This window comes from Psychromicrobium xiongbiense, assembly GCF_030271165.1.
GTDB lineage: Bacteria > Actinomycetota > Actinomycetes > Actinomycetales > Micrococcaceae > Renibacterium > Renibacterium xiongbiense.
Window position 1 is genome coordinate 1 of record NZ_JASSZH010000019.1, and the last position, 24469, is coordinate 24469.

Genomic DNA, 24469 nt, shown 5'->3' on the forward strand with positions numbered 1-24469 from the left:
AACGAAAACGGAAAGAGCACCCGCAATTGCGGGTGCTCTTTCCGTTTTCGTTCGCAAAACTGACTGGCTGCGAAACTGACTGGCTGCGGACCTGAGCCCGGCGGCAGACTTAGTCGGCCAGTTCTGCCATCCAGGCTTCGACGGCCTCGGGCGTGCGGGGCAGTGCTGCGGAGAGATTCGTGGTCCCCTCCGCAGTGACCAGCACATCATCTTCAATCCGGACGCCGATCCCGCGGTATTCCTCCGGTACCGCCAGATCATCGGCCTTGAAGTAGAGCCCGGGCTCAATGGTGAACACCATGCCCTCCTGCAGCAGGCCATCCAGGTACAGTTCTGCGCGCGCCTGCGCACAATCATGGACGTCAAGGCCCAGGTGGTGGCTGGTGCCGTGCGGCATCCAGCGGCGGTGCTGCTGGCCTTCGGGGGAGAGAATCTCCTCCACCGCAACGTCCAGCAGGCCCCATTCCACCAGACGCTCGGCCAGCACCTTCATCGCAGCAGTATGGATGTCCCGGAACCTGACCCCCGGGCGTGCCACCGCGAAGGCGGCATCGGCGGCATCAAGCACGGCCTGGTAGACCTTGCGCTGCACCGGGCTGAACGTTCCGGAGACCGGCAGCGTCCGGGTCACATCGGCGGTGTACAGCGAATCCGCCTCCACTCCGGCATCGAGTAGCAGCAGCTCGCCTTCCCGCACCTGGCCGTTGTTGGTGATCCAGTGCAGCGTCGTGGCGTGATCGCCCGCGGCAGCGATGGTCTCATAGCCCAAGCCGTTGCCCTCAGCGCGGGCATGCGCGGCAAAGGTTCCTTCCACAATCCGCTCACCTCGGTGATGGGCGATGGCGCGCGGCAGCGCCCGCACGACGTCGGCAAAACCCTCCACGGTGGCGGCCACGGCCGAGCGCATCTGCCCGACCTCCCAGGGATCCTTGACCAGCCGCAGCTCCGAGAGTGCCTCGGACAGCACGCCGTCCCGGGCGTCATCGGCGCTCAGATCCACCTCTTCGGGGTTGATCGCGGTGTTGATGCGTGCGGTGTCCACCAGTGCATCAACGGCGGGGTCGACATCGCGCACCAGCCGAATCCGGGTGCCGCCGATCGACGGCTCCCCCACATTCTTGGTCAGCGCAACCTCCAGCTCGTCCAGATCAGCGGTCGGCAGCGCCAGCTGCGCGCGCAGCTGGGCCAGCGTGGGTCGTTTGCCGATCCAGAACTCGCCGCTGCGCGAATTGGCGTAGAACTGCTCGGTATCCCGCCCGGCGAGCGGACGGAAGTAGAGGGTCGCCCGGTGGTTACCGCCGTCATCGCCGGTTCCCGGATCGACCGGTTCAAGTACCAGGACGGCATCGGGTTCGTGGTCGACGCCCAGCCCGGTCAGATGCGCGAAGGCGGAGTGCGGCCGGAACATATAGTCGGTGTCATTGGAGCGGACCTTGAGCGGGCCAGCCGGCAGCACCAGCCGCTCGCCGGGGAAGGCCTCGCTGATGGCCCGACGGCGCCCGGCGGCACAAGCTGCTACTTCATCCACGGGGGGCAGCTCCTGGCTGGCAGGGGCCCACTGGCTGGACATGAAAGCTTTGAAGGCGTCGGAGGAGGGACGCTGGGAACGGTTGTTCACGCGGTCTTCCAGGGGTTGCCCGGAGGATGTGGCGGCGGTTTCTGGTGTCATGGTGGGCTCAGTCACGCCCTCCATCCTGCCACTGGCCACCTCAACTGGCCAACGGTCGCCGTTTCCGCCGGTGGGATTGTGCCGGTAAGGGGTCACCGCGGGTCAAAGTCACTATTCTGGAAGGATGCGCATTGACCTGCACACGCATTCGCACGTTTCCGATGGCACTGAAGCCCCCGCGGAACTGATCCGGGCTGCGCGCAGGGCAGGGCTAGACGTCGTGGCGCTGACCGATCACGACTCCACAGCAGGCTGGGTGGAGGCGAGCGCGGCGGCCCGTGCCTATGACGTGGCGCTGGTTCCGGGGATGGAGGTCTCCTGTCAGACCTCAGAGGGCATCACCGTTCACCTTCTCAGCTATCTGCATGATCCCTCTGCGCCGGGCCTGCTCCAGGAGGTCACGGCTTCCCGGGAATCCCGCCTGCACCGGGCCAAACACATGGTGGCAAAAATCTCCCAGGATTATCCGCTGACCTGGGGCGATGTTCTGGCGCAGGTCACCCCTGGCGCAACGGTAGGGCGTCCTCATGTGGCCGACGCCCTGGTGGCGGCGGGACTGGTCCGGGATCGGGGCGAAGCCTTCGCCGGCATCCTGGCCTCGCGCGGAAAATACTGGGTCTCACACCACGCCCCGGAGCCGGCGCACGCTGTGGAGTTGGTGCGGGCTGCAGGCGGCGTGCCGGTCTTTGCGCATCCGATGGCGATTGAGCGCGGCCGGGTGGTGGGGCCGGAGACGATCCACCAGATGATCGATGCCGGTCTGGCAGGCTTCGAGGTCGACCATCGGGACAATCCGCAACAGGGGCGCGAATACCTCTACCGGCTGGCCGCGGAGCACGGATTGTTCGTCACGGGCTCCTCCGATTACCACGGCAGTGGCAAACCCAATCGGCTCGGTGAGAATCTGACCAGTCCGGAGGCACTCGCTGAGATTGAGGCTCAGGGCTGGGGCGGCATCGTCCGCGCCTGAGGCGCTTCGCGAATCGCACCGCTTAAAGCAGGTCAGAGCCGGGGTGCTCTTCCCGGTGCGATTCGCGTTTCTGGATGATTCTGGACCTGCGGCCTCAGAGACACCTCAAAGACGAACGACCTGTGCGGCCTGGCTCAGCCGGCTCTCCATAATGTCCACGGCAGCGGGATTCTGGTCCACGCAGACAAAACGGCGATCCGTGGAGGCGGCCACCGCCCCGAAGGTGCCCGAGCCTGCGAAGAAGTCCAGCAGCCAGTCGCCCGGGCGGGACGATGCCGCCACCATCCGGCGCAGCAGCCCTTCCGGTTTCTGCGTCGGGTAGCCGGTTTTTTCCTTGCCGGTGGGGGAGACGATGGTGTGCCACCAGACATCGGTGGGCAACTTGCCCAGCGCTGCCTTCTCCGCCGTGACTAGACCTGGTGCCATGTAGGGTTCGCGATCCACCGTGGCACTGTCAAAGTGATAGGCCGCGGGATTCTTCACGTAGACCAGGATGTTGTCATGTTTGGTGGGCCAGCGGCTTCTGGACCGTGCTCCGTAGTCGTAGGCCCAGATGATCTCGTTGAGGAAGCAATCCCGGCCGAAGATGGCGTCCAGCATGACCTTGGCGTAATGCACTTCCCGGTAATCCAGGTGCAGATACAGCGTGCCGTCCTCCGCGAGTAGCCGCCAGGCTTCCATCAGCCGTGGTTCCAGAAAACTCCAGTAGTCGGTGAAGGCGTCATCGTAGCGGTGTAGTTCGCCCTTGATGGCCTGGTAGCTGCGTCCTCCGAATCCGGATCGGGTCCCGGCGCCTCCCGTGGCACTGCGCACCGAGGTGGTGTTCTGCCGGGTCTGGGCCCGCCCCGTGTTGAAGGGCGGGTCCAGATAGATCACGGTGAACGCAGCATCGGGCAGCTGCCCCAGGAAGTCCAGGTTTTCTGCCTGGATCACCAGATTGGGGCCGTCCGCTCTCCAGAGAGCAGCGTCGTCAGGCGAGGGGCCAGCGAGTGATCCCATGACGGGCGTCCTCAGTCGTTCGACACGGCTGGCTCATTCGAGCCTGACGACTGAGCCTCAGAGGTAGTGCGTTGAACCGGCTGGCCGTTGCGGCTGCGGGTACGGTTCCGGGTCCGCGAGGACCTGGCGGGTGCCTCGCCCGCAGCATGCTGCGGGGTGTCTGTTCCCTGCGGGGAGGCAGCGGCGGAACCTTCGGTGGCACGGCCACCGGAGCGCCGACGATTGCGGCTGCGCCCTTCTCCGGCCTCTCCGGAACGAGGTTCCTCAGCACGCGAATGGCCTCCGGAGCGGGAATCGCCCGAGCGCGATCCACCCGAGCGCGATCCGCCGGATCGGGAGTCGCCCGAGCGACCACCCGCAGCGGAGCCCGAACGGGAGGGCTGACGCTTACCGGTCTCGCCCAGATCCTCGATCTCTTCTGCAGCAAGCCCGGCGTGGGTGCGCTGGCTGCGTGGCAGGCGGCCCTTGGTACCCTCCGGGATGTCCAGGTCACTGTAGAGATGCGGAGAGGATGAGTACGTTTCCACTGGCTCCGGCACATCCAGGCCCAGAGCCTTGTTGATCAGCGACCAACGGGGCACATCATCCCAGTCCACAAAGGTCACCGCGGTGCCCTTGTTCCCGGCGCGGCCGGTGCGGCCCACGCGGTGCAGATAGGTCTTCTCGTCCTCAGGGCACTGGAAGTTGATCACGTGCGTCACGTCATCGACGTCGATGCCGCGCGCCGCGACATCGGTGGCGACCAGCACATCGACCTTGTTGTTGCGGAAAGCGCGCAGAGCCTGCTCGCGGGCACCCTGGCCCAGATCGCCATGGATGGGGGCCGCAGCGAATCCACGGTCCATCAACTCATGCGCCAGCTTGTCCGCAGTGCGCTTGGTCTTGGTGAAGATGATGGTGCGGCCACGTCCACGGGCCTGCAGAATGCGGGCCACCACCTCGTCCTTGTCCAGGTTGTGAGCGCGGTAAATGACCTGACGGATGTCCTTTTTGGTGATGCCTTCGTCGTCCGGATCGGCTGCGCGGATATGCGTGGGCTGCGTCATGTAGCGGCGCGCCATGGCGACGATCGGTCCTGGCATGGTGGCGGAGAACAGCATGGTCTGACGGACGGCCGGGGTGGCTGCGATCAACGTCTCGACGTCGGGCAGGAAGCCCAGATCCAGCATCTCATCGGCCTCGTCGAGGACGACGATCCGCACGTTTTTGAGGTTGAGGTGACGTTGACGGTGCAGGTCGATCAGACGACCGGGAGTGCCGACCACCACCTCGACGCCCTGGCTGAGCGACTCGACCTGGGGTTCAAAGGCGCGGCCACCGTAGATCGTGGTGATCCGTGCGCCGCGCTGCCGGGCGGCAACCTGCAGGTCATTGGCCACCTGAACCGCTAGTTCGCGGGTCGGCACCACGACGAGAGCCTGAGGCGCGCCGGGGGCTGCCAGCTTGGCGAAGTCGGCGTCGAGCGGGGTGACCACGCGCTGCAGTACAGGAATGCCGAAGCCCAGCGTTTTGCCGGTGCCGGTTTTGGCCTGGCCGATGATGTCGTGTCCAGAGAGCGCGACCGGCAGGGTCATGGACTGGATGGGGAAGGGGTGGGTGATACCGGCTGCGGAAAGCGAGGCGACGATATCCGGGTGTACCGAGAGGTCGGCGAAAGTGGGTTGGGGGACGTCCACCGAGGATTCGGCGGCGGAGAGATCGTGATCGACTGTCACACGTGTTCTTCCATACAGGTGCCTTCGCGGCTCGACGTCGACCGGAAGGTGGACGGAGCCGGGCGGAAGCACGGCCAGAGGATGCCGACCACGTCGACATGCGTGCGGTCCATGACCGCGGAAAGATTCACCAACGCGTCAATTTCTGAAACAGCTGTTGCGCAATGCCCGGACATCCAGTTCTACAGTATCCAGTCTAACTGATCGCTCCTGATTTCCGAGCGAACCCCGGATTCCGCAGGGCGACAGGCTCAGGAAGCCTCAGGACCAGAAGTTGATCTCCGGCGAGCGGTCCACGTACTCGACCGGACGACGGTAGCCCAGGAGGTTGCGGATGTGCGGCAGCACTCTCTGGAGCCTGAACCGGATCACGCTCAGCACCGCGATGCCGACCAGCCAGGTCAGCACCGGTATCAGCGGATTGAGCTCCAGCCAAGGGTAGTCGGCGGACTCCACCGGCTGGGCCGGGAGGGGAAAAGGGATTGCCTGGCCCAGATAGGTGCCGAGCAGAACGATGCCGAGCCCGAACCACAACTGGAGGATCAGGTCATTGCCCTGCGGCAGCACCTCAGTGACCTGCCGCCGGGCCAGCCTGTTCTCGGTCTGCTGCGTCGTGCCCTGCTGCGTCGTGCCCTGCCGGGCCGATGCGAGAATCCGGCGGCTTCGGATCGACGTGGCGGCAATCTCCACGACCATCCCGATCGCGCATGCGGCGGCACCCAGCACGGTGGCCACGGTCAGGATGCTCTCCACCGTATCGTCGTACTGGATCGTCGCCGCGTAGCGCCCGGGCTTGTGCATGAAGACGGTGGCCAGGAACAACAGTGCACCAGCCACCAGCAGAAACCGTGCCGCGAATTCCAGCCGGTCCTCTCCGGATCGTTTGCGAGGACGGTCCTTGAAGTTCTGTGGATCGACCCGCAGGCTGGGTGGCTCTCCCTTCATCGCCCCCAGGGCCTGAGGCAGCTCTTTCCAGACGTTCTCCACCCAGCGTCGCTGCCTGCGCACCAGCATGACGGTCAGGATGGTGCAGAGCGGGACCAACAGAATGAGGATGCCGGTCGCCACGAGAACTCCGACGTTCTCCTGTACAAACTGACCGGAGTCGTCGTAGCGGGACTGTTCGCCGAGCGCCAGCGCAAAGACGATCCCGACCAGCAGTGCGGCGCTGCCCAGAACCACCGTCGACGCCAGGGCGGCACTGAAGGGAGCTTGCCCCACCGGCCCGCGCACTTCCACCGTGTCGCGGAGCTCGGGTGAGCGTGCCGGGAGTCCGGCATCGAGCGCCTGAGAGTACAGGCGGACCTTGGCCAGTTGCAGCCAGGTCGCCACCGGGCCAAGGAGCAGCGGCAACGCCGCCAGGCTGAGCGCGGAACTGAGAAGGATGCCCATGACGAGGCGGTAGCCCGGCGAATAAGTGAACGATCCCGAAGATACCTGCGTCAGGGTGATAGCGGCCACGAGATTGAACAGAAAGATGCAGGTGGAGGCCAGAATGCCGGCCACCAGGACGGCGTGCACGGTCTCGGCCTGCAGCAGGCCGACGGTGGCGGGGAGTTCATGCCTGGTGGGAGTCATGGTTCCTTCCGTGAGTGTCGAGACGATGCGCGAACCTCGCCGCGGTGCGGCCACCGCATTATCTCAACACTCGATGGCTTAAGTCGCCTCGGCGAGGGCAAACGTGACGGATCGGCGCGCGATGTCGGCGCTGAGCAGCCGGACTCGCACCGGGTCACCTGCCTGCGGGCCAGTGTGCGGACCGGGCTCGGGACTGGCCTCTGGGTCGGCGGGATCTAGGGGAACATCCAGTGGCGCGGTGACCGCCGGGTCCAGTAACTGGACGGTGCATCGCACCACGCCCGAACCGTTGGGCTCCTTGCGCGCGATGATGACGGCCTCGAACACCTGACCCACCTGATCGCTGAGCACGGCTGCTTCGATGAGATCGACCGCAGCCCGGTCCACCCGACCGGCCAGCTGGTCTGAAGCCGCCATCAGCGCGGGCAGTTGCGGCAGGGCGGTTCTGGCCCAGCCCGGAATGGCCTCCCCGGCACAATGCGCCGCGCAGACGGCCAGGACAAACCGGTCCACGAGGCGTCGCAGGGGAGCGGTGGTGTGGCTGTAGGGTGCCGCCACGGCGGCCTGCTGCCTCTGGGCAGGAGGCTCGCCGTCGAAGGCTGTGTAGCCAGCACCGCGAAACAGGGAGGTGGCCGCGTGCAGCAGGGCCAGGTGCCGGGGTTGACGGGAATCGAGGGTGCGCAGGAACTCGCCATAGGGCTGATCCGCCGGCCACGGCGCCTGCAGTGCTTCGGCCTGATGGCGGAAGCGGGCGATGGCGGAGGGATCCGGCGGTGGCATGGTGCGCAGGATCCCCACCCCGGCCTCCAGCATCATCGAGGCGGCAGCCATCCCGGTCATGAGCGAGAGCTGGGCGTTCCAGTCCTCCAACGGTTCGGCGGGCCGGAAGACCAGGCGGTAGCCGCCGTCATCGTGCTCAATTTCCTGTTGTGGAGCATTCAGGCTGGCTCCGCCGCGCTCGCGCTCCAGGACGATCCGCTTCTGGCCGATCTCGCGCAGCAACTCCAGCGTGGGCAGATAATCAGAGGGCTGAGCGGCATCCAGCTCGGCCTGGGCCTGGTGGTAGCCCAGTTTGGCGCGGGATATCAGGGTGGCGCGGTAGACCGTGACACTGCGAACTTCCGCCCGCGCATCGAGCCGGAACTCCCAGATGTAGCCACCGCGTTCCTGCTGGGGAAGCAGGCTGGCGGCGTCCTCGCTGAGCATGGCCGGGTGGAGCGGAATCCGGCCGTCCGGAAGATACATACTCTGGCCGCGTGTGCGGGTCTGGGCATCCAGCGCACCGCCGGGAGGGACAAAAGCGGGGACGTCGGCGATGGCGTACCGAACCAGATAGCCGGCGCCGGGACCCTCCGGAAGAGTGACCTCGCTCTCCGGCAGGCGCTCCAGGCACATCGCCTGATCCAGATCGAGTGAGGTGGGTGGATCGATGGTCACAAAATAAGCGGAGCGGAGGTCTCTTTCCGGCAGTTGATAGCCGGCGATGCTGCGCTCCAACTCGGCCAGGGCGTCCGCCGGGAAGTCTACGGGCAGGGCGAACTCGGTGCGCAGGGCGGCCAGCGCCGCCTGGAGTCTGCTGGCATCGGTTTCCGCGAACGATGGCGACCACGGGCTGAACGGCGACTTGGGCACGGCCCTAAGCCTAGCGCGCGGGGCCCCAGATGAGCGTGCGAATCCGGGGAGGAGTGGAGGATGGGCTCGGCGAAAATTTACTCGCCGAGCGGGCGGCCTGAATGCGCGCTGAAATGCCCGATGACGGCCACAGCGGTGACGATGACTCCCGGCACGATCAGCCCCGCGGCAAGTCCGCCGTGCAGGATCGCGGCACCGACGGTCGCACCGGCAAGGATCAGCACGACGGCGAGGACCCGGCGGACCCATCGCGTCCCCTTACCTCCGGCCAGTCGGGAATCGGCGGCGAGGCCGGTGAGCGTCGAGGTGACGACGACGGTGGTCACATCCGCCACGGCCAGTCGTCGTGCGGTGGCCGCCTGGATTCCCATCAGAAGGGCCAGGCCTGCGGTGACCGCATAGCCCCAGACCGTCGCCGAGACCGGGGGTTCGACGGCACAGGCCAGCCCCAGCACCAGAATGCCGAGGCCGGTCACCAGAAACATGGTGGTGGTCCGGCCCGTCCAACCAGCGGGCGCGCGGTGCAGACGGCGGCCGGCCAGCGCGGCTCCGAGCATAAAAGCGAACAAGGCGATCAGCGGCCCGATGACCGGGAGGGCGTGCCCTCCGCCGCCAGGGGGCTGTCCGCCCACGAGTGCCATGCCGAGAATGACCACGTTGCCGGTCATATTGGCCGTGAAGACATAGTCCAGGCCCAGGTAACCGACCGCGTCCGCGATTCCGGTGGTGAAGGTCAGGGCGAGCAGAAGCACGAGATGGATACGAGCCTGCTGCTCTGCTGTGCGAAGGGGCATCAGAAAGGTTCCTTCTTCGATGAGGGGAGTGATCTGGTGGGGGTGATCAGGGGCGATGCTCGGCGGCCAGGTGAAGGACCGCCTCGGCGAGGGCGCGAATTCCGCGGGCTGTATCAGCTGAACTTACGGATTCGTCGGGATGGTGACTGACGCCGCCCGGATTTCGCAGGAAGAGCATCCCCACATCGGCGATGCTGCCGATCGCCATACCGTCATGTCCCGCCCTGCTGAACAAGGTCAGGGGATCCGCAGCCACAGAACGGTAGGCGCCGCCGATGCCCTCCCTGATGACGTCCTGCAGGAGTGGTGCGCATTGCACGGCCGCGGCCCGGTGCGTCTCGGTCCACCGCCAGCGCAGCCCTCGGCGCCGCATGATCAGGTCGAGATCGCTGGAGATGGTGTCCCAGACACTGTCCCGGGTGTCATCGAATTCGCCGCGCAGGTCCAGAGAGAAGCGCGTTTCACCGGGGATCACATTCACACCCCCCGGGAACGCCTCGAACTGGCCGACGGTGCCGACGATGTGGTGCTCATTGCGGCATACCCGCTCGACCGTCAGAGCGGCTTCGCTGGCACCGAGCAGCGCATCCCGGCGCATGTCATACGGTGTCCCTCCAGCATGCCGGGCTTCGCCCTCCACCACGATCTGGAAGCGGCGGGCGCTGGCGATGGAGGAGACCACGGCCAGCGGCTCGCCGAGCCGGTCGAGTTCGGGTCCCTGTTCAATATGTGCCTCGAGGTAGCCGATGAGCTCCTCCGGCCGACGGGCTGCCTCACCGATGCGGGCAGGGTCGAGGCCGAATTCAAGGAAGGCCTGTCGAAGCGTGGTGCCGTCGGCATCGGTGAGCGCCCACCACTCGTTCTGCCAGGTGCCTGCCACAGCGGAGGATCCAAGCAGCGCCTTGCCGAATCGGGTGCCCTCCTCGTCGGAGAAGGCGGCGACTTCCACGGCGAAGGGAAGCGGTTCCACCGCCCCGTTTGGTCCGGGAGTGGACAGCAGACGGACCACTTCGAGGGCCATCAGCACGCCGGCGATGCCGTCATAGCGGCCGGCATCGGGCACCGTGTCCAGATGGGAGCCCAGCATCAGGGCTGGCGCATCCAGGAGCGGAATACCGTTCGCTCCGCGGGCTTCGAGCCGGCCGATCTGGTTTCCCGCAGCATCCTGGCGAGGAGACAGCCCCACCTCACGCATCCACTGGGCTGCGAGACGATTGACCCGTGCATGCTCGGGCGAGAGGTAGACCCGCTCGATCTGGCCCGGTACCGCCGAGACCCGAGCCAGTTCGTCACAACGGCGCATCACGCGATCAGCAGCCTGGGCGATTTGTTCAGGATGGGCAAGGAGCCTCTGTCTCACCGCGCGGCCACCTCGGCATCAGGAGTCCGGGCATCGGCAGTATCGGCAGTCCTGCTGGCAAAAATCGCAGTCGCGGCCTCCACCCCGCCGCCTGCTGGAACCGGTACCCCGAACTGTCGCAGTACCGACTCCAGAGCCGCGAGGGTGGTCAGCACGGCATCGGGCCGGGCGTTGTACCCCATGGTGCCGATCCGCCAGACGCGACCGTGCAGCGGGCCGAAGGAGGTCCCGATCTCGATGCTGAAGTCACTGAGCAAGGCCCCACGGGCTTCGTCCCCCGGAACGCCCTCCGGGATCTCCACCGCGACGACGTTGTTCATCTTGTGCGCGAGGTCGCCGAAGGTGCTCAGCCCCAGGCCCTGCACGCCGGCGAGCATCGCCTCGCCGGAGATCCGGTGGCGTTCGATGACGTTCTCCCGCCCCTCGAGCAGCAGCACCCGGGCGCATTCACGCGCCGCGTAGAGCATGGAGGTGGCTTCGGTGTGGTGGTTGAGCCGTCGCGGGCCCCAGTAGTCGAGGATCATCCCGAGGTCGAAGTAGTTGGAGCGGATGAATTCTTCGTTCTCCACATCCCCCTCTTCCCTGATTCCGGCCTCGATCCGCCCGCGTGAGCGAATGACCGATACCGCACGCTCGGAGAGGCTGATCGGCGAGGATCCGGAAGGCCCGCTGAGGCACTTCTGCAGTCCCGCGGTTGCCGCATCGACTCCCCAGGCATCCATCTCGAAAGGATTGCCGCCCAGAGAAGCGGTGACGTCGGTGTAGAACAGCACGCCGTGTCTGGCACACAGGGCGCCGATGTCCTCCAGCGGCTGGTTCATCGTGGTGGAGGTATCGCCCTGGACCAGCGCCAGCAGGGTGGGTTTCACCCGGATGATCGCCTCCTCGATGGCCGAGGGCGCAAAGACCTGCCCCCAGGTGGTCTCAATGGTGTGGACCTCGGCGAGGGCGCGCTCTGCGATCTCCGCAAGAAGATGCCCGAAGCGGCCGAAAATCGGTACCAGGACGCGGTCTCCGGGCGTGATCAGCGAGATGAGTGCGGCTTCAATGCCTGCGCGCGAGGTGCCATCGATCAGCAGAGTCGCCTCGTTCCCGGTGGAGAAGACTCCCCGGTACAGCTCCTGGGTCTCGACCATGGTGCTCGTCATGAAGGGGTCATACTGTCCGACGAGCGGTGCCGACATCGCCGTGAGCACGCTCGGGTAGGCAGAGACCGGCCCCGGCCCCATGAGCAGGCGCGCGGGCGGATTGATGGGGCCGGGAATGGCGGAATTGCTGGTCACTGGGGCTCCTTCAGAGGATGGACATGATCTGCCAGGCGACGTGCCAGGCGCACAAGAGCGACATCGGTTCCGGCGCGTGAGATCAGGCTCACACCGACGGGTGCCGGACCCAGTGCTGAGGGCACCCGCAGCAGGGGTGCGGAGAGACTCGGGAGGCCGGCGATGGCGGCCGGCGTCGTCATCGCCAAGGTGGCGACCCGAACCGCGTTGACCCGCTCGCTGGCTGCTGTGCGCAACGGTGCCGGGCCGGGCACCGTCGGCAGAATCAGCACAGTATCCCGGGTCAGATCCGTCATCCGACGGCGCAGCTGAACCAGTGCCGCACGCGCAGCGCTCTCCTGCTCCGCCGTGATCTCAGCGGCGAGGCGGAATCGTTCGGCGACGGCCGCTCCGACGGCTCCGGGATGGCTGGTCACCCAGTCGCCGTTGTTGCGCCAGGCCTCCGCGGCCTGCACCACGCGGAACGGTGCGTAGAACTCGTCCAGATCGCCGACTGAGACCTCTTCCACGGCAGGCGCATCCGACCCTTCCGCCAGCGAGGCCAGTAGCTCGCTGAAGGCTGCGCTGGTGTCCGGCTCGGCGGCATCGAGCGCTTCCCGCATGACGGCGAAACGCCAGGGCAAATCGATCGTCGACTCGCCGAAGACGTTCTCGGTGGAGTCGGAACCGTCATAGCTCAGACACCAGTCGACGACCCTCTGGAGCGTCTGACCATCACGAGTCAGCCAGCCGATGGTGTCGAAGGACTGAGCCAGCGGCAGCAGGCCCTGGCGTGGTACCAGCCCGTGCGTCGTCCGCAGACCCCACAGCCCCTGGTAAGAGGCGGGCACCCGAATGGACCCGGCGGTGTCGGTGGCCAGAGCAACCTCTGCCTGCCCCGTCGCCACTGCGGAGGCCGGGCCGCTGGAGGACCCGCCGGGCAGTGCGCCGGGCAGCGCGCCGTTGGGTGGCGTGCCATAGTGTGGGTTGTCCCCGGCAATGCTGTAGGCGAACTCATCGGTGCGGGCGATGCCCCGCAAGGACGCACCACCATGGAGAAGATCGCTCACCGCCGGGGCAGTGGTCGGCTCCGGCCGGGCATCATCGAGGAAGGTCGGATTCCCGGCCCCGATCCGGTACCCCTTGATCGCAAAGAGGTCTTTCACCGCCACGGTCAGGCCAACGAGCGGCCCCTCCCAGGCACCCTGAAACAGCGGGTCGCCCACCGTGCGCCAGACCGATCGGTCCAGGGCCTGCGCACGGGCCGTGACGTGTGCGGCGGTGATCAGCCAGCGCCCCCCGATGCGCTGCCACAGCTGCGTCTGCAGCCCGGATCCGCCCTGGCGGTAGTGCGAGACGGAGATCAGCAACGCGCAGTCTTCAGCGAGTGGCCGGTATTCGAGGCGTTCGATGACGCGCGGCGGTACCCCCCCGCGCACGCCGCGGAAGGCGCTGATCGCCTCGTGGCTGACGAGGAGGCCCGCGGCATCGCCCCGCATGGTCTGGGGGCCCGGGGCGAAGGCGGCATCGAGCGCTTCCAGATCATTGGCCATGAGAGCCTGCTCATAGGACTCGAAGGCCTCCCGCAGATCGCCCGGAATGAGCTGTTCAGCCCCGATCTTGTCCGTCATGGTCTGTTCAGACATGGTGCACCTCCTGGAAGTCGCTGATCCGGATGCGCGCGTGTACACCGCACACCAGATCTACCACCTGCGAGATATTGAAGTCAGTTGCGGCCGAAAGATACGCGTAGGCGAGGTGCTCGTCCATGCCCCAGCGGGCCTGAAGGAGCGACAGGGCGGAACGCACGCAGTTGCGCATCGCCTCGGTCAGATCCTCGGACAGTCCGGTGGGAGCCAGGAAGTTTGCGGTTTCCACCAGCGGCCCACCGAGCTGGCCGAAGGCCGCCATGGCCTGATCCTGGGGTATCACCTCGAAGCGGAGGGTGGCCCGCAGCGAGGCTTCCAGCGCTGTGAGCGCCACCTCGCCGTCGCCCTGGGCGAAGTGTGGATCTCCGACGTAGGCGAGTGCGCCCTCGACCTGGACCGGCAGGTACAGGATGCTGCCTTCGGTGAGGAGGTTGATGTCGATGTTCCCGCCGTAGGAGCCCGGTGGCACCGAGTGCGGGCGCACCGAGGACGCTGTTGCCACGCCCATCGTGCCAAGAAACGGGGCCAGCGGGAAGGAGACGGTGGGCACAGCGCCCTCCACTACGGGAAGGAACCCGTGAAGGGCACCGTTCTTTTCGCGCGCTGAGGCGAAGACGCTGACCGTGTGCTCGCCGCGGGGAAGCTCACCGGGCAGCGCCCCACGGCCATGGCGATTGGAGATGATGCCGTAGGGAACTCGCGGAAGCAGGGATACGACCGTGATTTTCAGCAGATCGCCCGGACGGGCCCCGAGGATCTCGATAGGACGGTTGACCAGGTGCGGTCCATCCTGAAGCGGGTCACGATGCAGAGAGGAGGCGACGGCGATCGCATCATGGAGAACCTCGGCTCGCGATACGCCGTGTTCACCGAAGAACTCGATCGGATCCTGGCCCTGATCTTCCAGAACTCCTTCGTGGCTGATCGTGTCAATAGTCACCGTCTGGCCAGGCTCAATGGTCAGTGCTGGCGCATCGCTCGCACAGGGCAGCCGACCCCAGAGTACGGTGTCGGGGCGGGCCTCAAGATAATGCTCGCCGTCGATCCGGCCCATACGTGGCTGCAGGATAGGCATCGTCATGATGTGGTCCTTTCGCTGGCCTTCATGAAGGGATCATCAGCGGAGCTGACCCGTCGTCCGCCCAGAATCTCCCGACCGGTTCCCGCCATGACCTCGGTCCCGTGCCGGTAGATGCGCTGTCCGGCCAGGTAGGTCTCGGTCACCAGTCCATGGAGGACCTGACCGTTCCAGGGGGAGACCGGATGGCGATAGTGGAGCCGCTCAGCGTTCACCGCGAAGGGTAGCTCGGGCCGGAAGACGGCAAGATGAGCGGGATCTCCGATCCGGATGGTCCCGGCATGCTGCAGGCCGGCGATCCTCGCCGGGCCGACGGACATGAGATGGACCACCGACTCCAGAGGGATATTGCGCTTGCGGGCCTCGGTCCACACCGTGGAAAGCCCTGTTTCCAGCCCTGAAATGCCACCCCAGGCCAGGCCGAAGTCTCCGTCGCCTCGGGCTTTCAGTTCTGGGGTGGAGGGGGAGTGATCGCTGACGATAGCGTCGATCGTCCCGTCGACGATGCCTTCCCACAGCAGGTCCTGGTTGGCACCGGAGCGGATCGGCGGGCAGCACTTGAACTGCGCCGCGCCATCGGGAACCTCTTCACCACGCAACGTCAGATAGTGCGGACAGGTCTCCACGGTCAGTCGCACACCAGCGGCTTTGGCCTGGCGGATCAGGTCCAGAGCGGATCCGTCGGAGAGGTGCACGATGTGGGCGCGCGCTCCGGTGCGGGCGGCGGTGGCGATGACCAGCTCGATGGCGGCGCGCTCAGCGGCGGGGGGACGGGAGCGTTCAAAGACGTCGTAGTGCTGGCCCAGCGGCCCATCCTCGGGCAGATGCTGCGGATGTTCGGCGTGCACCAGCAGCAGGCCATCGAAGACGGCCAGTTCTGCCATGACCCGTTCAAGTTGCACTGCATCGAGATGGCCGAACTCATCGATTCCGGAGGGGGCCAGGAAGCATTTCACGCCGGCCACCCCCTGATCGTGGAGGGGAGCGAGCGATCGCAGATTGCCCGGCACCGCCCCGCCCCAGTAACCGACATCAACGCTGATCCGCCCGGCTGCTGCGCGGCGCTTGGCCTGGAGAGCCTCGGGCGTGGTGGTCACCGGCAGGCTGTTCAGCGGCATGTCCACCACGGTGGTCACACCACCGGCAGCCGCCGCAGCGGTCCCCGTCCCGAACCCCTCCCACTCCTCGCGCCCCGGGTCATCCAAGTGCACATGAGAGTCCACCAGGCCGGGAAGAAGGACCGCCTCGTCATCGAGCACCAGCTCTGCCTGCCGGTCAAAGCCATCGATGTCGGTGACGATTCCCCGCGAGATGCGTATGGTCGCGGGCACAAAGGTGCCCCCGATCAGGACGCGGCGCGCGGCGATCGCCTCTGGTGCGTAGTCGTGTAAACCCATCACTTAACAGAGTGTAGGAGCGATTGATTTCCCGGATGTTTCGTCGTCGTGATGTTGCATAGCGGAAGCGCCTGAGTGAGCATCGTTGGATGCTGCTCAGTGCGTCGGGATGGCTCCGGCATTGCGCAGGGTCAGCCAGAGCGCCACGGCGGGGGTGTCCGGTGAGCTGTTCACCACCCGATGAGGCCGGGTGGCCCAGAACGAGAGCGATTCGCCGGAACCGAGTTCCACGCTGCCCTCGCCGAATTCAAAGGTCAGGCTGCCCTCCAGCACACGCCCAGCCTCGTACCCTTCGTGCACCAGCATGGCCCCATCGATACTCGAGGAGGCCAGGGGAGGGTACGTGGTCTCATAAAGGTCGATGCCGTCCAGCTGGACCGGGGTGAGGCGGCGGTAGACGACGCCCTGGCCGAGCGTGGTGATGGAGTCGGCGTTGCGAGTGGCGACCAGGACGCCGGGAAATGGCTCCGCCACTGCCTCCGGGGCAAGATTGACCGGCCTGAGAACCTCGTGGTCGTCAAAGATGGCGGACACGGGCACCTGAAGCACGGTCACGATCTCGATCAGGCGGTTGACGGAAGGCTGCATCACGCCGGTTTCAATCTGGGACAGGGCGCTGGGGGAGATGCCGATCGCCTCTGCCACTGAACGGAGCGAGCGACCCGAGCCGGTGCGAAGATGCCGCAGTCTGGCACCGATCGTCGGACTGGCTTGCTCCGTCATTCTGCCCTTTCCCTGATAGGTGTGGCTCAGTCAGTGACCCTAACACACGCCTAAGGAACGGGCCTTCGGGCCGAATTTTCCGCGCGAATCTGATTTTCACGCCGATGTAACGTATCCGAAACCGGCCGCCGATTGTAAAGCTATAGCTTTACGTCTACCCACTCCAGAGATCCGTTTCGGGCAGTTCCCCCGCTGTCGGCTCCACAGCAACGATCCCTGGATCTCAGGGCAGATCAGGAAGGTTTTCCTCATGGCACACAGTGAAAGTCGGGACGCGGTCAATCCGCCCACTCTTCCGCACGACATCGTCGAGGCGGCCGGTATGCCCGTCGGCGCCGGCAACATGAAACCCGAATACGACCACCGGCTCGCCAATGAAGATCTGGCGCCGCTTCGGAAGCAGGGCTGGTCTTCCTACAACATCTTTGCGTTCTGGATGTCGGATGTGCACTCGGTCGGCGGCTACGTGACCGCGGGCTCTTTGTTTGCGCTCGGCATCGCCAGCTGGCAGGTGCTGCTCGCCCTGCTCATCGGCATCATCATCGTCCAGGTGTTCACGAACCTCGTCGCCAAGCCCAGCCAGAAGACCGGTGTGCCGTACCCGGTGGTCAACCGCGCGATCTTCGGCATCAAGGGCGCCAACATCCCCGCCATCATCCGCGGACTGATCGCGATCGCCTGGTACGGCGTGCAGACCTTCCTTGCGGCCGAGTCGATGAACATCGTCATCCTCAAGTTCTTCCCGGGCAGTGAATCGCTGGTTCACATGAGCTTCCTCGGGTTGTCGGCACTGGGCTGGATCTCCTACGCGATCCTCTGGGTCGCCCAGGCAGCGCTGTTCTGGCGGGGCATGGAGGTCATTCGGAAGTTCATCGACTTCGCCGGACCGGCTGTTTACGTGGTCATGATCATCCTCGCGATCTACCTCGTCTGGACAGCCGGCTGGGACAAGATCAGCCTGGACCTGTCGGTCGGCAAGCCGCTGGACTTCTGGGCCTCGATCCCCGTGATGCTCACCGCCATTGCGATCGTCGTCTCGTACTTCTCCGGCCCGATGCTGAACTTCGGCGACTTTGCCCGCTACGGCAAGTCCTTCGCAGCGGTGAAGAAGGGTAACTTCCTCGGCCTGCCGGTGAACTTCCTGTTCTTCTCGCTGCTGGTCGTCATCACGGCCTCCGCCACGGTGCCCGTGTTCGGCAAACTCATCACGGACCCGATCCAGACCGTGCAGCAGATCGACACAGTGTTTGCGGTACTGCTCGGCGGGCTGACCTTTGTCATCGCGACCATCGGTATCAACATTGTGGCCAACTTCATTTCCCCGGCCTTCGACTTCTCCAACGTCGCACCGCACCGGATCTCCTGGCGGATGGGCGGCATGATCGCGGCGGTCGGCTCGGTCATCCTGACTCCGTGGAACTGGTACGGCAATGACACCGCGATTCACTACACTCTGGGGTTGCTCGGTGCCCTGATCGGCCCGCTGTTCGGCATTCTGATTGCCGGCTACTACGTTGCCGCGCACCAGCGAATCAAGACCGACGCCATGTTCACCATGGATGAGAAAGGTCCGTACTGGTACAAGAAGGGCTACAACCCCAATGCCGTCAACGCGATTCTGCTTGCCGGCATCCCGACCGTGATCCTGGGCGTCTTCCCCAAGATGTTCGCGGACCTGGGCATCTTCGATATTTCCTGGATCGGCAACTACACCTGGTTCATCGGCTGCGGCCTCGGCTACCTGTGCTTCACCCTGCTGGAGCGGCGGAACCCGATGGTCCCGCGCTTTGAAGGAGAGACCGTCGGTATCTCCGATGGCAACGTTGATGGCGCAGCCTCCACCGTTGCTTCCGAGCCGCCGGCCATTTCCGGAGCGATTCCGGTCCAGGCGGGACCTGTCACGGCTCCCGTAGAGGACCCGGCTCGCCGATGAAAATCACGCTCGTCAATCCGAATACCTCCCGGGCAATGACCGAAAAGATCGCGGTCGCTGCCCGGGAGGTGGCGGGTCCCGGGATCGAGATCGTTGCGCTCTGCCCCGAAGAAGGCCCCGCAGCGATCGAGACTCACCGCGATGAGGTTTTTGCCGCCGTCGCCGTCGTGGACCTGATCGAAAAAGACCTGGCTGCAGGTGGCAGCGACGCGTACATCGTGGCCTGCTTCGGTGATCCGGGGCTCGATGCCGCGCGGCAGCTGGTGGAGGTTCCGGTGGTCGGAATAGCCGAGGCTGCAATGCACCTCGCGACGCTGTCCGGCCGGTCCTTCGGCATCGTGACCACGCTCAGCCGAACGCTGGGACAGGCAGCTGACCTGGTGGAACGCTATGGAATGTCGAAGGCCTGCGTATCGATGGATGCCACTGGCATTCCGGTTCTCGATCTGGAGGACACCTCTTCCGCTGCCATCGAGACCATCGCGGAACTCGCCGCCGGCGCCATCGCCGATCACCGCGCCGATGTCATTGTGCTCGGTTGCGCCGGGATGGCGGATCTGTGCCACCTGCTGACCGGCCGTCTGGGTGTTCCTGTGGTCGACGGCGTCGCCGCCGCCGTCGGCCTGGTCTCCGGCATGGTGCGGATGGGCCTGGGCACCAGCAAGCGGGACGAATACGCGCCCTGAGATGCGGGGTTCCCAGCAGCTCATCGTGCTGCGTTCTCCGGAGAGCGGCGTCCCGCGGACGTGCGCGGGTCGGTAGGCTGGGACTCGAGATCGTGGGAAGGACTCGACATGGATGACGACACCGGCGGCATGTCCGCGCGAGATCGCGCGGGCACGAGCGTGCTCCTCCTCTGCATCGTGATCGGGATGGGCGCCGGAGCGCTCATCGGCACCGTTTTCGGACAGCCCGCCATCGGCTTCGGCATTGGCAGCATCGTGGGGATCCTCTGCGGCGTCGTGCTTGCCGTGTTGAACGGACCCCGACGCCGCCGCTAGGCCAGCCATGCCGCTCGCGGGAACCGCATGCTCCGTCGTCCCCGCCCCGACCAGAGGTGAGCATTGTGGGCACCTCGGTTAGCTCAGCGGTGGCAGCTGCGCAAGGAGGTGTGCGGCGGCGGCCGTAGGGTTGCTGGCCTCGGTCAGCGCGCGGACCACGACGATGCGCTGTGCCCCGGCCTCCGCGATCTCTGCGACAGTGTGCTGATCGATGCCGCCGATGGCGAACCAGGGCAGGGCCTGGCCGGCCGCCTGGCTGGCGGTTGCCTTGCTGGCCGCATAGCGCACCAGCGAAGTTCCGACGGCGGCCCGGTCCGGTTTCGTCGGGGTGGCCCAGACCGGCCCGACGCAGAAATAGTCCAGGGGTGCTGGGGCACTGGGCGGGGTCGTTGCCCCTGCGAGCAGGGCGGCATCGATCTGCTCGGTGCTGTGCGTTGACAGGCCCACCAGGGTGTGCGGAAGCAACTGCCGGACGGCATCCAGTGGTAGATCACCCTGGCCGACATGGAGCACGGGTGCGTCACTGAGCGCCGCAATATCCGCCCGGTCATTGACGGAGAAAAGTTTCCCGTGGCGCTCCGCGACCTCGCGCAGCACCTCGAGCGCGTCCAGTTCTGCGGACGCCTCAAGATTCTTATCGCGCAGCTGAATCACGTCCACCCCGCCGGCATAGGCGGCATCGACGAAGTCGGCGAAATCGCCGCGTCCGGCCCGTGAATCGGTGCACAGATACAGCCTGGCCTGGGCCAGTTGCGCCCGGAGGGCGGTATGAGATGCAGCGCTGGGGGCCGGGCTGGCAGCCGGGTTGGTGGCAGGAGACGTTGCAGTGGTGGCGGGCTGTATGACCATGGACTTCAGCGTACCCAGTCTGCCAGCGCTACGATGGTACGTACCGCGGGAGCCGAATGTCAGAACCGGCTGAGAGGGCGTCTTTGACCAGATGCCGACCGTATTACCTGATCCGGGTCATTCCGGCGTAGGGAAGGAAATCCATGAGTGCATCATCCTCAGTTCCCGAGGCGGAGCCTGCAACCTCCCGGCCCCAGAGTCGGCGCGTCGAGATCGCCGTGGTGGGTGGCGGCATCGTGGGTCTGGGCATTGCCGAGGAATTGCAGCGAGCAGGCCACGAGGTCCTGCTGATCGATCCGGATCCCGCAGGGGGCGCAAGCTTCGCGGCCGCGGGGATGCTGGCGCCGGTCACCGAATTCCATTTCGAAGAAGAGTCGCTGCAGCAGCAGTTGCTTGCCTCAGCAGCACTCTGGCCCGCTTTTGCGGAGCGTCTATGTGGTGCCTCAGAGACCGCAGAGAAGACCTCCGTCGGCTACCGCACGGAGGGCACTCTGCTGGTCGGTTTTGACCCCGCGGATGCGCAGGAGATCGACCAGCTCACCCAGGCGCAGGCCCTGGGTGGCCTACCCGTGGAGCGGCTGAGTCGACAGGACGCCATGCAGCGCGAACCCCTGCTGGCAGACGGCTTTCGCCGCGCCTACTGGGATCCGCACGATCATCAGGTCGATCCCCGGCAGGTGACCCGGGCGCTGCTGGAGCGGGTACCGGTGCATCGGGCCAGGGTCCAGGCATTGGACACCACGGACGATGCCGTCCGCCTGCTCACCGACAGCGGTGAGCTCAGCGCGGAGCAGGTGGTGGTTGCCGCCGGACTCGGCTCTGCCGGCATCGCGGGCCTGCCGGTGACGCTTCCGCTGCGTCCTGTCTACGGCGACATCCTGCGTCTGAGTGTGCCGGTGCATCTGCGCCCGCTGCTGACTCATGTGGTCCGCGCCGTGGTGCGCGGACGCCCGGTCTATCTGGTTCCTCGCGAGGATGACACCGTGGTGATCGGTGCGACCCAGCGTGAGGACGGAGCTGCTTCTCCCTCTGCCGGAGGGGTGTATCAACTGCTCCGCGACGCGCAGCTACTGGTGCCCGCGGTGGCCGAGCTGGGCCTGGACGAGGTCACCGCCCGGGCGCGCCCCGGCACCCCGGACAATATGCCGCTGCTGGGACGGATCGCCGGGCGGCTGGTCGTCGCGACCGGATTCTTCCGCCACGGGGTATTGCTGACCCCGCTGGCGGCCAGCTGGTGCCGCGAGGTGGTGGAGGGCCGCGAGCCAGACGGCCTGCGCGCCTGGGATCCTTTCCGGTTCAGCCGGGCAGAGGGCACCGACCAGTCAGACACACCATCCACCGCACGATTCGAACCCCGTTTCAACACACGAGGAGTCAGCGCGTGAACATTACCGTCAACGGCGAGGCAACCGAGCTGCCGGACGGGCTCAGCGTGCTCGAGCTCGTGGCCCGGCACACCGGGCGCGCCCTGGAATCCGACGGTACCGCGAGCGACGGCGGTCGGCTAGGCGTCGCCATCGCGCTCGCCGGGGACGTGGTGCCGCGGGTCCGCTGGGCCAGTACCGTGCTGAGCGCGGGCTCGGACGTGGATCTGGTGACCGCCGTTCAGGGCGGCTGAGCGATGGGCAACGCGATGGAAACGACACACAAGGAGCAGCAGCGGATGCGGGACAGCTGGAGTATTGACGGGATCACGATGGATTCCCGGCTCATCATGGGTACCGGTGGGGCGCCCAGCCTGAGCGGGCTGGGGGAGGCCCTGACGGCATCGGGCACGGAACTGACCACCGTGGCCATGCGCCGCTACCAGGCGGGGCAGGGGGACTCGCTGTTCCAGCTTTTGCTCGATGCCGGCATCCGGGTGCTGCCTAACACGGCTGGTTGCTTCACCGCCCGCGAGGCCGTGCTGACAGCCGAGCTGGCCCGGGAGGCGCTGGAGACCAACTGGATCAAACTGGAAGTGATCGCCGATGAGGAGACCTTGCTTCCCGATGCCCCGGAGCTTCTGGTAGCGACCGAACAACTGGTGGATCGCGGGTTCACCGTGTTCGCCTACACCAATGACGACCCGGTACTGGCCCTGCGCCTGGAGCGACTTGGCGCAGCAGCCGTCATGCCGCTGGGTGCACCGATCGGAACCGGTCTTGGCTTGCTGAATCCGCATAATATTGAGTTGATCGTCTCCCGAGCCGGGGTTCCAGTGGTGCTCGATGCCGGGATCGGCACCGCCTCCGATGCCGCGCTGGCGATGGAACTGGGCTGCGACGCTGTTCTGCTGGCGACTGCGGTGACCAGGGCGCAGCATCCGGTTCAGATGGCGGAGGCATTCAACCATGCCGTGCAGGCCGGGCGACTGGCCAGGCTGGCGGGTCGGATTCCCCAGCGCAAACATGCCCAGGCATCGAGTGCCATGGAAGGCCGCCCGGATCTCTGAGCCATCACAGCACCGTCACAGGGCTGAGCACTACGAAAAGCACTACGAAAACGCGAACGTTAACGGAAAAAGCACCCGCAATCGCGGGTGCTTTTTCCGTTAACGTTCGCGTTTTCCAGCGGATCAGCCAGCCGGGGCATCAGGCGCGCTTGAGCACCTCGGTGAGCTGGGCGACATCGTGCTGTTCCCGGCTACGTCCCAACACAGCCGAGACCAGCACCGGGAGCACCACGGCGGCAGCGAGCGGGGCCAGCCAGGTCAACCAGGTCCAGTTGGTGTCTGCGGCGAGCCCGGTAGCCGAGAGGATGATCCAGGTCAGCACGGCGGCGACGACGGCGACTCCCGCGGGCACAGCGGAGCCGTACCGGGTGTGACGGCGGTCCGCAGCCCAGACGATCAGACCGATCCCGATGGCCAGCAGGGCCAGTACGATGACCTGAACCATCAGAGTGCGCCGAAGCCCACGCGGCGGAGTTCCTCGGCGCCGATCTCGACATAGCCGATCGCGTTGCCCGGCACGATCACGGTGCGGCCCTTGTCATCGGAAAGTCGCAGTTCCTGGCCGCTGCTCAGGGCTTCGCTGACCAGTTTGCTGACGGCATCGGCATCCTGAGCGGATTCGAGGACGATTTCGCGTCCGACATTCTGGACGCCGATCTTGATTTCCATCGCAGGGACTCCTTATGGCTTCGAATAGCTTCATCGACCGGAGTGCGCCCGGCGGATGTTTCCTGCAGCAGTCTAATGCGTGGCGGGTGCGGATTCCTTGGGGAAGCGGCTGATTCCGCGCCAAGCTAAACGGTAGATCAGATCGATGGCGGTGGACATCGGAATCTCGTCATCGTTTTCCACCCAGTAGCGGGCGCTCACATGGGAAATTCCAGCCAGGCCGCGACCCAGCAGGGTGGCTTCGACCGGGCTCAACGCCGTGTCGTGGCTGATGATCTCAGCGATGGCGCTGGCATAGGTGGCGTTGAAGGCCTCGATTCTGGCGGAGACCTCCAGATCGTTGACCAGATCCGATTCGAAGATCAGCCGGTGCGCCTGATCGTCCTTGGAGACGAACTCAAAGTAGGTACGGATGGTTGCCTGCACGCGCAGACGATTGTCATCCGTGGACGCGAGAGCCTGGAGCATCTGCGCGGTCAGCTCGCCGATCTGCTGGTCCAGCAGGGCCAGATACAGCTCGCGTTTGGAGGGAAAATGCTGGTAGAGCACCGGTTTGGAGACTTGAGCGGCCTCGGCGATCTCGTCCATGGCGGCCCCGTGGTACCCGTTGGCCACAAAGACCTCCTGTGCTGCAGCCAGCAGCTGGGCGCGGCGGGCGTCGCGGGGAAGCCGAGAAGGCTTGTTGATGCTCTCGTCAGACATGGACAACTCCTTCGTGCAAGGACCATCCTACTGGCGAGTACGGGCTGCTGAATGC

Annotated in this window: 23 protein-coding genes; 7 read left to right on the plus strand and 16 right to left on the minus strand. The window is 65.8% G+C overall.

Translation table 11 applies throughout. The features are described 5' to 3' along the window. Nucleotides 1-109 precede the first annotated feature (109 nt). Nucleotides 110-1693 (minus strand): aminopeptidase P family protein, encoded by a 1584-nt coding sequence (locus QQM37_RS07185; RefSeq protein WP_420030137.1) that lies wholly within the window; start codon nt 1691-1693, stop codon nt 110-112. A gap of 100 nt (nt 1694-1793) precedes the next feature. Between QQM37_RS07185 and QQM37_RS07190 the strand changes: the two genes are divergently transcribed. Then, the gene (locus QQM37_RS07190) at nt 1794-2639 is read left to right on the plus strand and encodes a PHP domain-containing protein (RefSeq protein WP_285726020.1); all 846 of its coding nucleotides are present in this window, start codon (nt 1794-1796) and stop codon (nt 2637-2639) included. 105 nt (nt 2640-2744) lie between these two features. Here the strand turns inward: QQM37_RS07190 and QQM37_RS07195 are convergent, their stop codons facing one another. The 11 genes from QQM37_RS07195 to QQM37_RS07245 all read right to left on the minus strand — a co-directional run bounded on the left by QQM37_RS07195 (nt 2745) and on the right by QQM37_RS07245 (nt 16826). Beyond that, entirely contained in the window at nt 2745-3638 is an 894-nt protein-coding gene (locus tag QQM37_RS07195; RefSeq protein ID WP_285726022.1) for a DNA-methyltransferase, read from the minus strand. A gap of 11 nt (nt 3639-3649) precedes the next feature. Then, nucleotides 3650-5353 carry a DEAD/DEAH box helicase gene (locus QQM37_RS07200; RefSeq protein ID WP_285726023.1) on the minus strand — a complete coding sequence of 568 codons (1704 nt, stop codon included), beginning with the start codon at nt 5351-5353 and terminating at the stop codon, nt 3650-3652. A 261-nt stretch (nt 5354-5614) separates the two neighbouring features. Continuing rightward, nucleotides 5615-6931 (minus strand): hypothetical protein, encoded by a 1317-nt coding sequence (locus QQM37_RS07205; protein ID WP_285726026.1) that lies wholly within the window; start codon nt 6929-6931, stop codon nt 5615-5617. 78 nt (nt 6932-7009) lie between these two features. Then, nucleotides 7010-8563 (minus strand): RNB domain-containing ribonuclease, encoded by a 1554-nt coding sequence (locus QQM37_RS07210; protein WP_285726028.1) that lies wholly within the window; start codon nt 8561-8563, stop codon nt 7010-7012. Between the two features lie 77 nt (nt 8564-8640). Next, nucleotides 8641-9357, minus strand: coding sequence for a YoaK family protein (locus tag QQM37_RS07215; RefSeq protein WP_285726030.1), 717 nt, complete (start codon nt 9355-9357; stop codon nt 8641-8643). Nucleotides 9358-9403: 46 nt separating this feature from the next. Next, complete coding sequence (locus QQM37_RS07220; protein WP_285726032.1) at nt 9404-10717, minus strand: allantoate amidohydrolase; 1314 nt, start codon at nt 10715-10717, stop codon at nt 9404-9406. Next, a complete protein-coding gene (locus QQM37_RS07225; RefSeq protein WP_285726097.1) occupies nt 10714-11946 on the minus strand; it encodes a pyridoxal-phosphate-dependent aminotransferase family protein in 1233 nt (410 codons plus the stop codon). Before QQM37_RS07225 ends, QQM37_RS07220 begins: the two co-directional genes overlap by 4 nt. Nucleotides 11947-11996: 50 nt before the next feature. Beyond that, complete coding sequence (locus tag QQM37_RS07230; RefSeq protein ID WP_285726033.1) at nt 11997-13625, minus strand: AtzH-like domain-containing protein; 1629 nt, start codon at nt 13623-13625, stop codon at nt 11997-11999. Next, nucleotides 13618-14709, minus strand: a complete 1092-nt coding sequence (locus tag QQM37_RS07235) for an acetamidase/formamidase family protein (protein WP_285726035.1) — start codon at nt 14707-14709, stop codon at nt 13618-13620. Before QQM37_RS07235 ends, QQM37_RS07230 begins: the two co-directional genes overlap by 8 nt. Next, nucleotides 14706-16103, minus strand: coding sequence for an allantoinase AllB (gene allB / locus QQM37_RS07240; protein ID WP_285726099.1), 1398 nt, complete (start codon nt 16101-16103; stop codon nt 14706-14708). Before allB ends, QQM37_RS07235 begins: the two co-directional genes overlap by 4 nt. Before the next feature lie 96 nt (nt 16104-16199). Continuing rightward, on the minus strand, nt 16200-16826 hold the full coding sequence (locus tag QQM37_RS07245; protein WP_285726037.1) for a helix-turn-helix domain-containing protein: 627 nt from the start codon (nt 16824-16826) through the stop codon (nt 16200-16202). A gap of 250 nt (nt 16827-17076) precedes the next feature. Between QQM37_RS07245 and QQM37_RS07250 the strand changes: the two genes are divergently transcribed. The 3 genes from QQM37_RS07250 (at nt 17077) to QQM37_RS07260 (ending at nt 19760) form a co-directional block, all read left to right on the plus strand. Continuing rightward, on the plus strand, nt 17077-18759 hold the full coding sequence (locus QQM37_RS07250; RefSeq protein WP_285726039.1) for an NCS1 family nucleobase:cation symporter-1: 1683 nt from the start codon (nt 17077-17079) through the stop codon (nt 18757-18759). Continuing rightward, nucleotides 18756-19445, plus strand: a complete 690-nt coding sequence (locus QQM37_RS07255) for an aspartate/glutamate racemase family protein (protein WP_285726041.1) — start codon at nt 18756-18758, stop codon at nt 19443-19445. The genes QQM37_RS07250 and QQM37_RS07255 overlap by 4 nt, the downstream gene beginning before the upstream one ends. 108 nt (nt 19446-19553) lie before the next feature. After that, nucleotides 19554-19760, plus strand: coding sequence for a hypothetical protein (locus QQM37_RS07260; RefSeq protein ID WP_285726043.1), 207 nt, complete (start codon nt 19554-19556; stop codon nt 19758-19760). A 78-nt stretch (nt 19761-19838) separates the two neighbouring features. Here QQM37_RS07260 and thiE read toward each other — a convergent pair whose 3' ends face one another. Continuing rightward, nucleotides 19839-20609: a thiamine phosphate synthase gene (thiE, locus tag QQM37_RS07265; protein WP_285726045.1), complete on the minus strand. Its 771-nt coding sequence runs from the start codon at nt 20607-20609 to the stop codon at nt 19839-19841. Nucleotides 20610-20752: 143 nt separating this feature from the next. Between thiE and thiO the strand changes: the two genes are divergently transcribed. From thiO to QQM37_RS07280, 3 genes are read left to right on the plus strand one after another with little or no spacing between them, the layout of a single operon-like run. Next, on the plus strand, nt 20753-21994 hold the full coding sequence (gene thiO / locus QQM37_RS07270; protein ID WP_285726047.1) for a glycine oxidase ThiO: 1242 nt from the start codon (nt 20753-20755) through the stop codon (nt 21992-21994). Next, the gene (thiS, locus tag QQM37_RS07275) at nt 21991-22227 is read left to right on the plus strand and encodes a sulfur carrier protein ThiS (RefSeq protein ID WP_285726049.1); all 237 of its coding nucleotides are present in this window, start codon (nt 21991-21993) and stop codon (nt 22225-22227) included. The genes thiO and thiS overlap by 4 nt, the downstream gene beginning before the upstream one ends. A gap of 15 nt (nt 22228-22242) precedes the next feature. Continuing rightward, nucleotides 22243-23043: a thiazole synthase gene (locus QQM37_RS07280; protein ID WP_285726051.1), complete on the plus strand. Its 801-nt coding sequence runs from the start codon at nt 22243-22245 to the stop codon at nt 23041-23043. A 139-nt stretch (nt 23044-23182) separates the two neighbouring features. Here QQM37_RS07280 and QQM37_RS07285 read toward each other — a convergent pair whose 3' ends face one another. The 3 genes from QQM37_RS07285 to QQM37_RS07295 form a co-directional block, all read right to left on the minus strand. After that, nucleotides 23183-23488: a hypothetical protein gene (locus QQM37_RS07285; RefSeq protein WP_285726053.1), complete on the minus strand. Its 306-nt coding sequence runs from the start codon at nt 23486-23488 to the stop codon at nt 23183-23185. After that, entirely contained in the window at nt 23488-23712 is a 225-nt protein-coding gene (locus tag QQM37_RS07290; protein WP_285726055.1) for a DUF3107 domain-containing protein, read from the minus strand. The genes QQM37_RS07285 and QQM37_RS07290 overlap by 1 nt, the downstream gene beginning before the upstream one ends. Before the next feature lie 72 nt (nt 23713-23784). Continuing rightward, a complete protein-coding gene (locus QQM37_RS07295) occupies nt 23785-24414 on the minus strand; it encodes a TetR/AcrR family transcriptional regulator (protein ID WP_285726057.1) in 630 nt (209 codons plus the stop codon). Nucleotides 24415-24469 lie beyond the last annotated feature (55 nt).

Excerpts from the sequence above, each read along its gene's own strand:
- allB (WP_285726099.1), bottom strand. The coding sequence starts at position 16,103 with ATGGGTTTACACGACTACGCACCAGAGGCGATCGCCGCGCGCCGCGTC.
- QQM37_RS07245 (WP_285726037.1), bottom strand. The coding sequence starts at position 16,826 with ATGACGGAGCAAGCCAGTCCGACGATCGGTGCCAGACTGCGGCATCTT.
- QQM37_RS07215 (WP_285726030.1), bottom strand. The coding sequence starts at position 9,357 with ATGCCCCTTCGCACAGCAGAGCAGCAGGCTCGTATCCATCTCGTGCTT.
- QQM37_RS07225 (WP_285726097.1), bottom strand. The coding sequence starts at position 11,946 with ATGGGGCCGGGGCCGGTCTCTGCCTACCCGAGCGTGCTCACGGCGATG.
- QQM37_RS07235 (WP_285726035.1), bottom strand. The coding sequence starts at position 14,709 with ATGACGATGCCTATCCTGCAGCCACGTATGGGCCGGATCGACGGCGAG.
- QQM37_RS07285 (WP_285726053.1), bottom strand. The coding sequence starts at position 23,488 with ATGGTTCAGGTCATCGTACTGGCCCTGCTGGCCATCGGGATCGGTCTG.
- QQM37_RS07190 (WP_285726020.1), top strand. The coding sequence starts at position 1,794 with ATGCGCATTGACCTGCACACGCATTCGCACGTTTCCGATGGCACTGAA.
- QQM37_RS07195 (WP_285726022.1), bottom strand. The coding sequence starts at position 3,638 with ATGGGATCACTCGCTGGCCCCTCGCCTGACGACGCTGCTCTCTGGAGA.
- QQM37_RS07185 (WP_420030137.1), bottom strand. The coding sequence starts at position 1,693 with ATGGAGGGCGTGACTGAGCCCACCATGACACCAGAAACCGCCGCCACA.
- QQM37_RS07205 (WP_285726026.1), bottom strand. The coding sequence starts at position 6,931 with ATGACTCCCACCAGGCATGAACTCCCCGCCACCGTCGGCCTGCTGCAG.
- thiE (WP_285726045.1), bottom strand. The coding sequence starts at position 20,609 with ATGGTCATACAGCCCGCCACCACTGCAACGTCTCCTGCCACCAACCCG.
- thiO (WP_285726047.1), top strand. The coding sequence starts at position 20,753 with ATGAGTGCATCATCCTCAGTTCCCGAGGCGGAGCCTGCAACCTCCCGG.
- QQM37_RS07295 (WP_285726057.1), bottom strand. The coding sequence starts at position 24,414 with ATGTCTGACGAGAGCATCAACAAGCCTTCTCGGCTTCCCCGCGACGCC.
- QQM37_RS07255 (WP_285726041.1), top strand. The coding sequence starts at position 18,756 with ATGAAAATCACGCTCGTCAATCCGAATACCTCCCGGGCAATGACCGAA.
- QQM37_RS07250 (WP_285726039.1), top strand. The coding sequence starts at position 17,077 with ATGGCACACAGTGAAAGTCGGGACGCGGTCAATCCGCCCACTCTTCCG.
- QQM37_RS07230 (WP_285726033.1), bottom strand. The coding sequence starts at position 13,625 with ATGTCTGAACAGACCATGACGGACAAGATCGGGGCTGAACAGCTCATT.
- QQM37_RS07290 (WP_285726055.1), bottom strand. The coding sequence starts at position 23,712 with ATGGAAATCAAGATCGGCGTCCAGAATGTCGGACGCGAAATCGTCCTC.
- QQM37_RS07260 (WP_285726043.1), top strand. The coding sequence starts at position 19,554 with ATGGATGACGACACCGGCGGCATGTCCGCGCGAGATCGCGCGGGCACG.
- QQM37_RS07280 (WP_285726051.1), top strand. The coding sequence starts at position 22,243 with ATGGAAACGACACACAAGGAGCAGCAGCGGATGCGGGACAGCTGGAGT.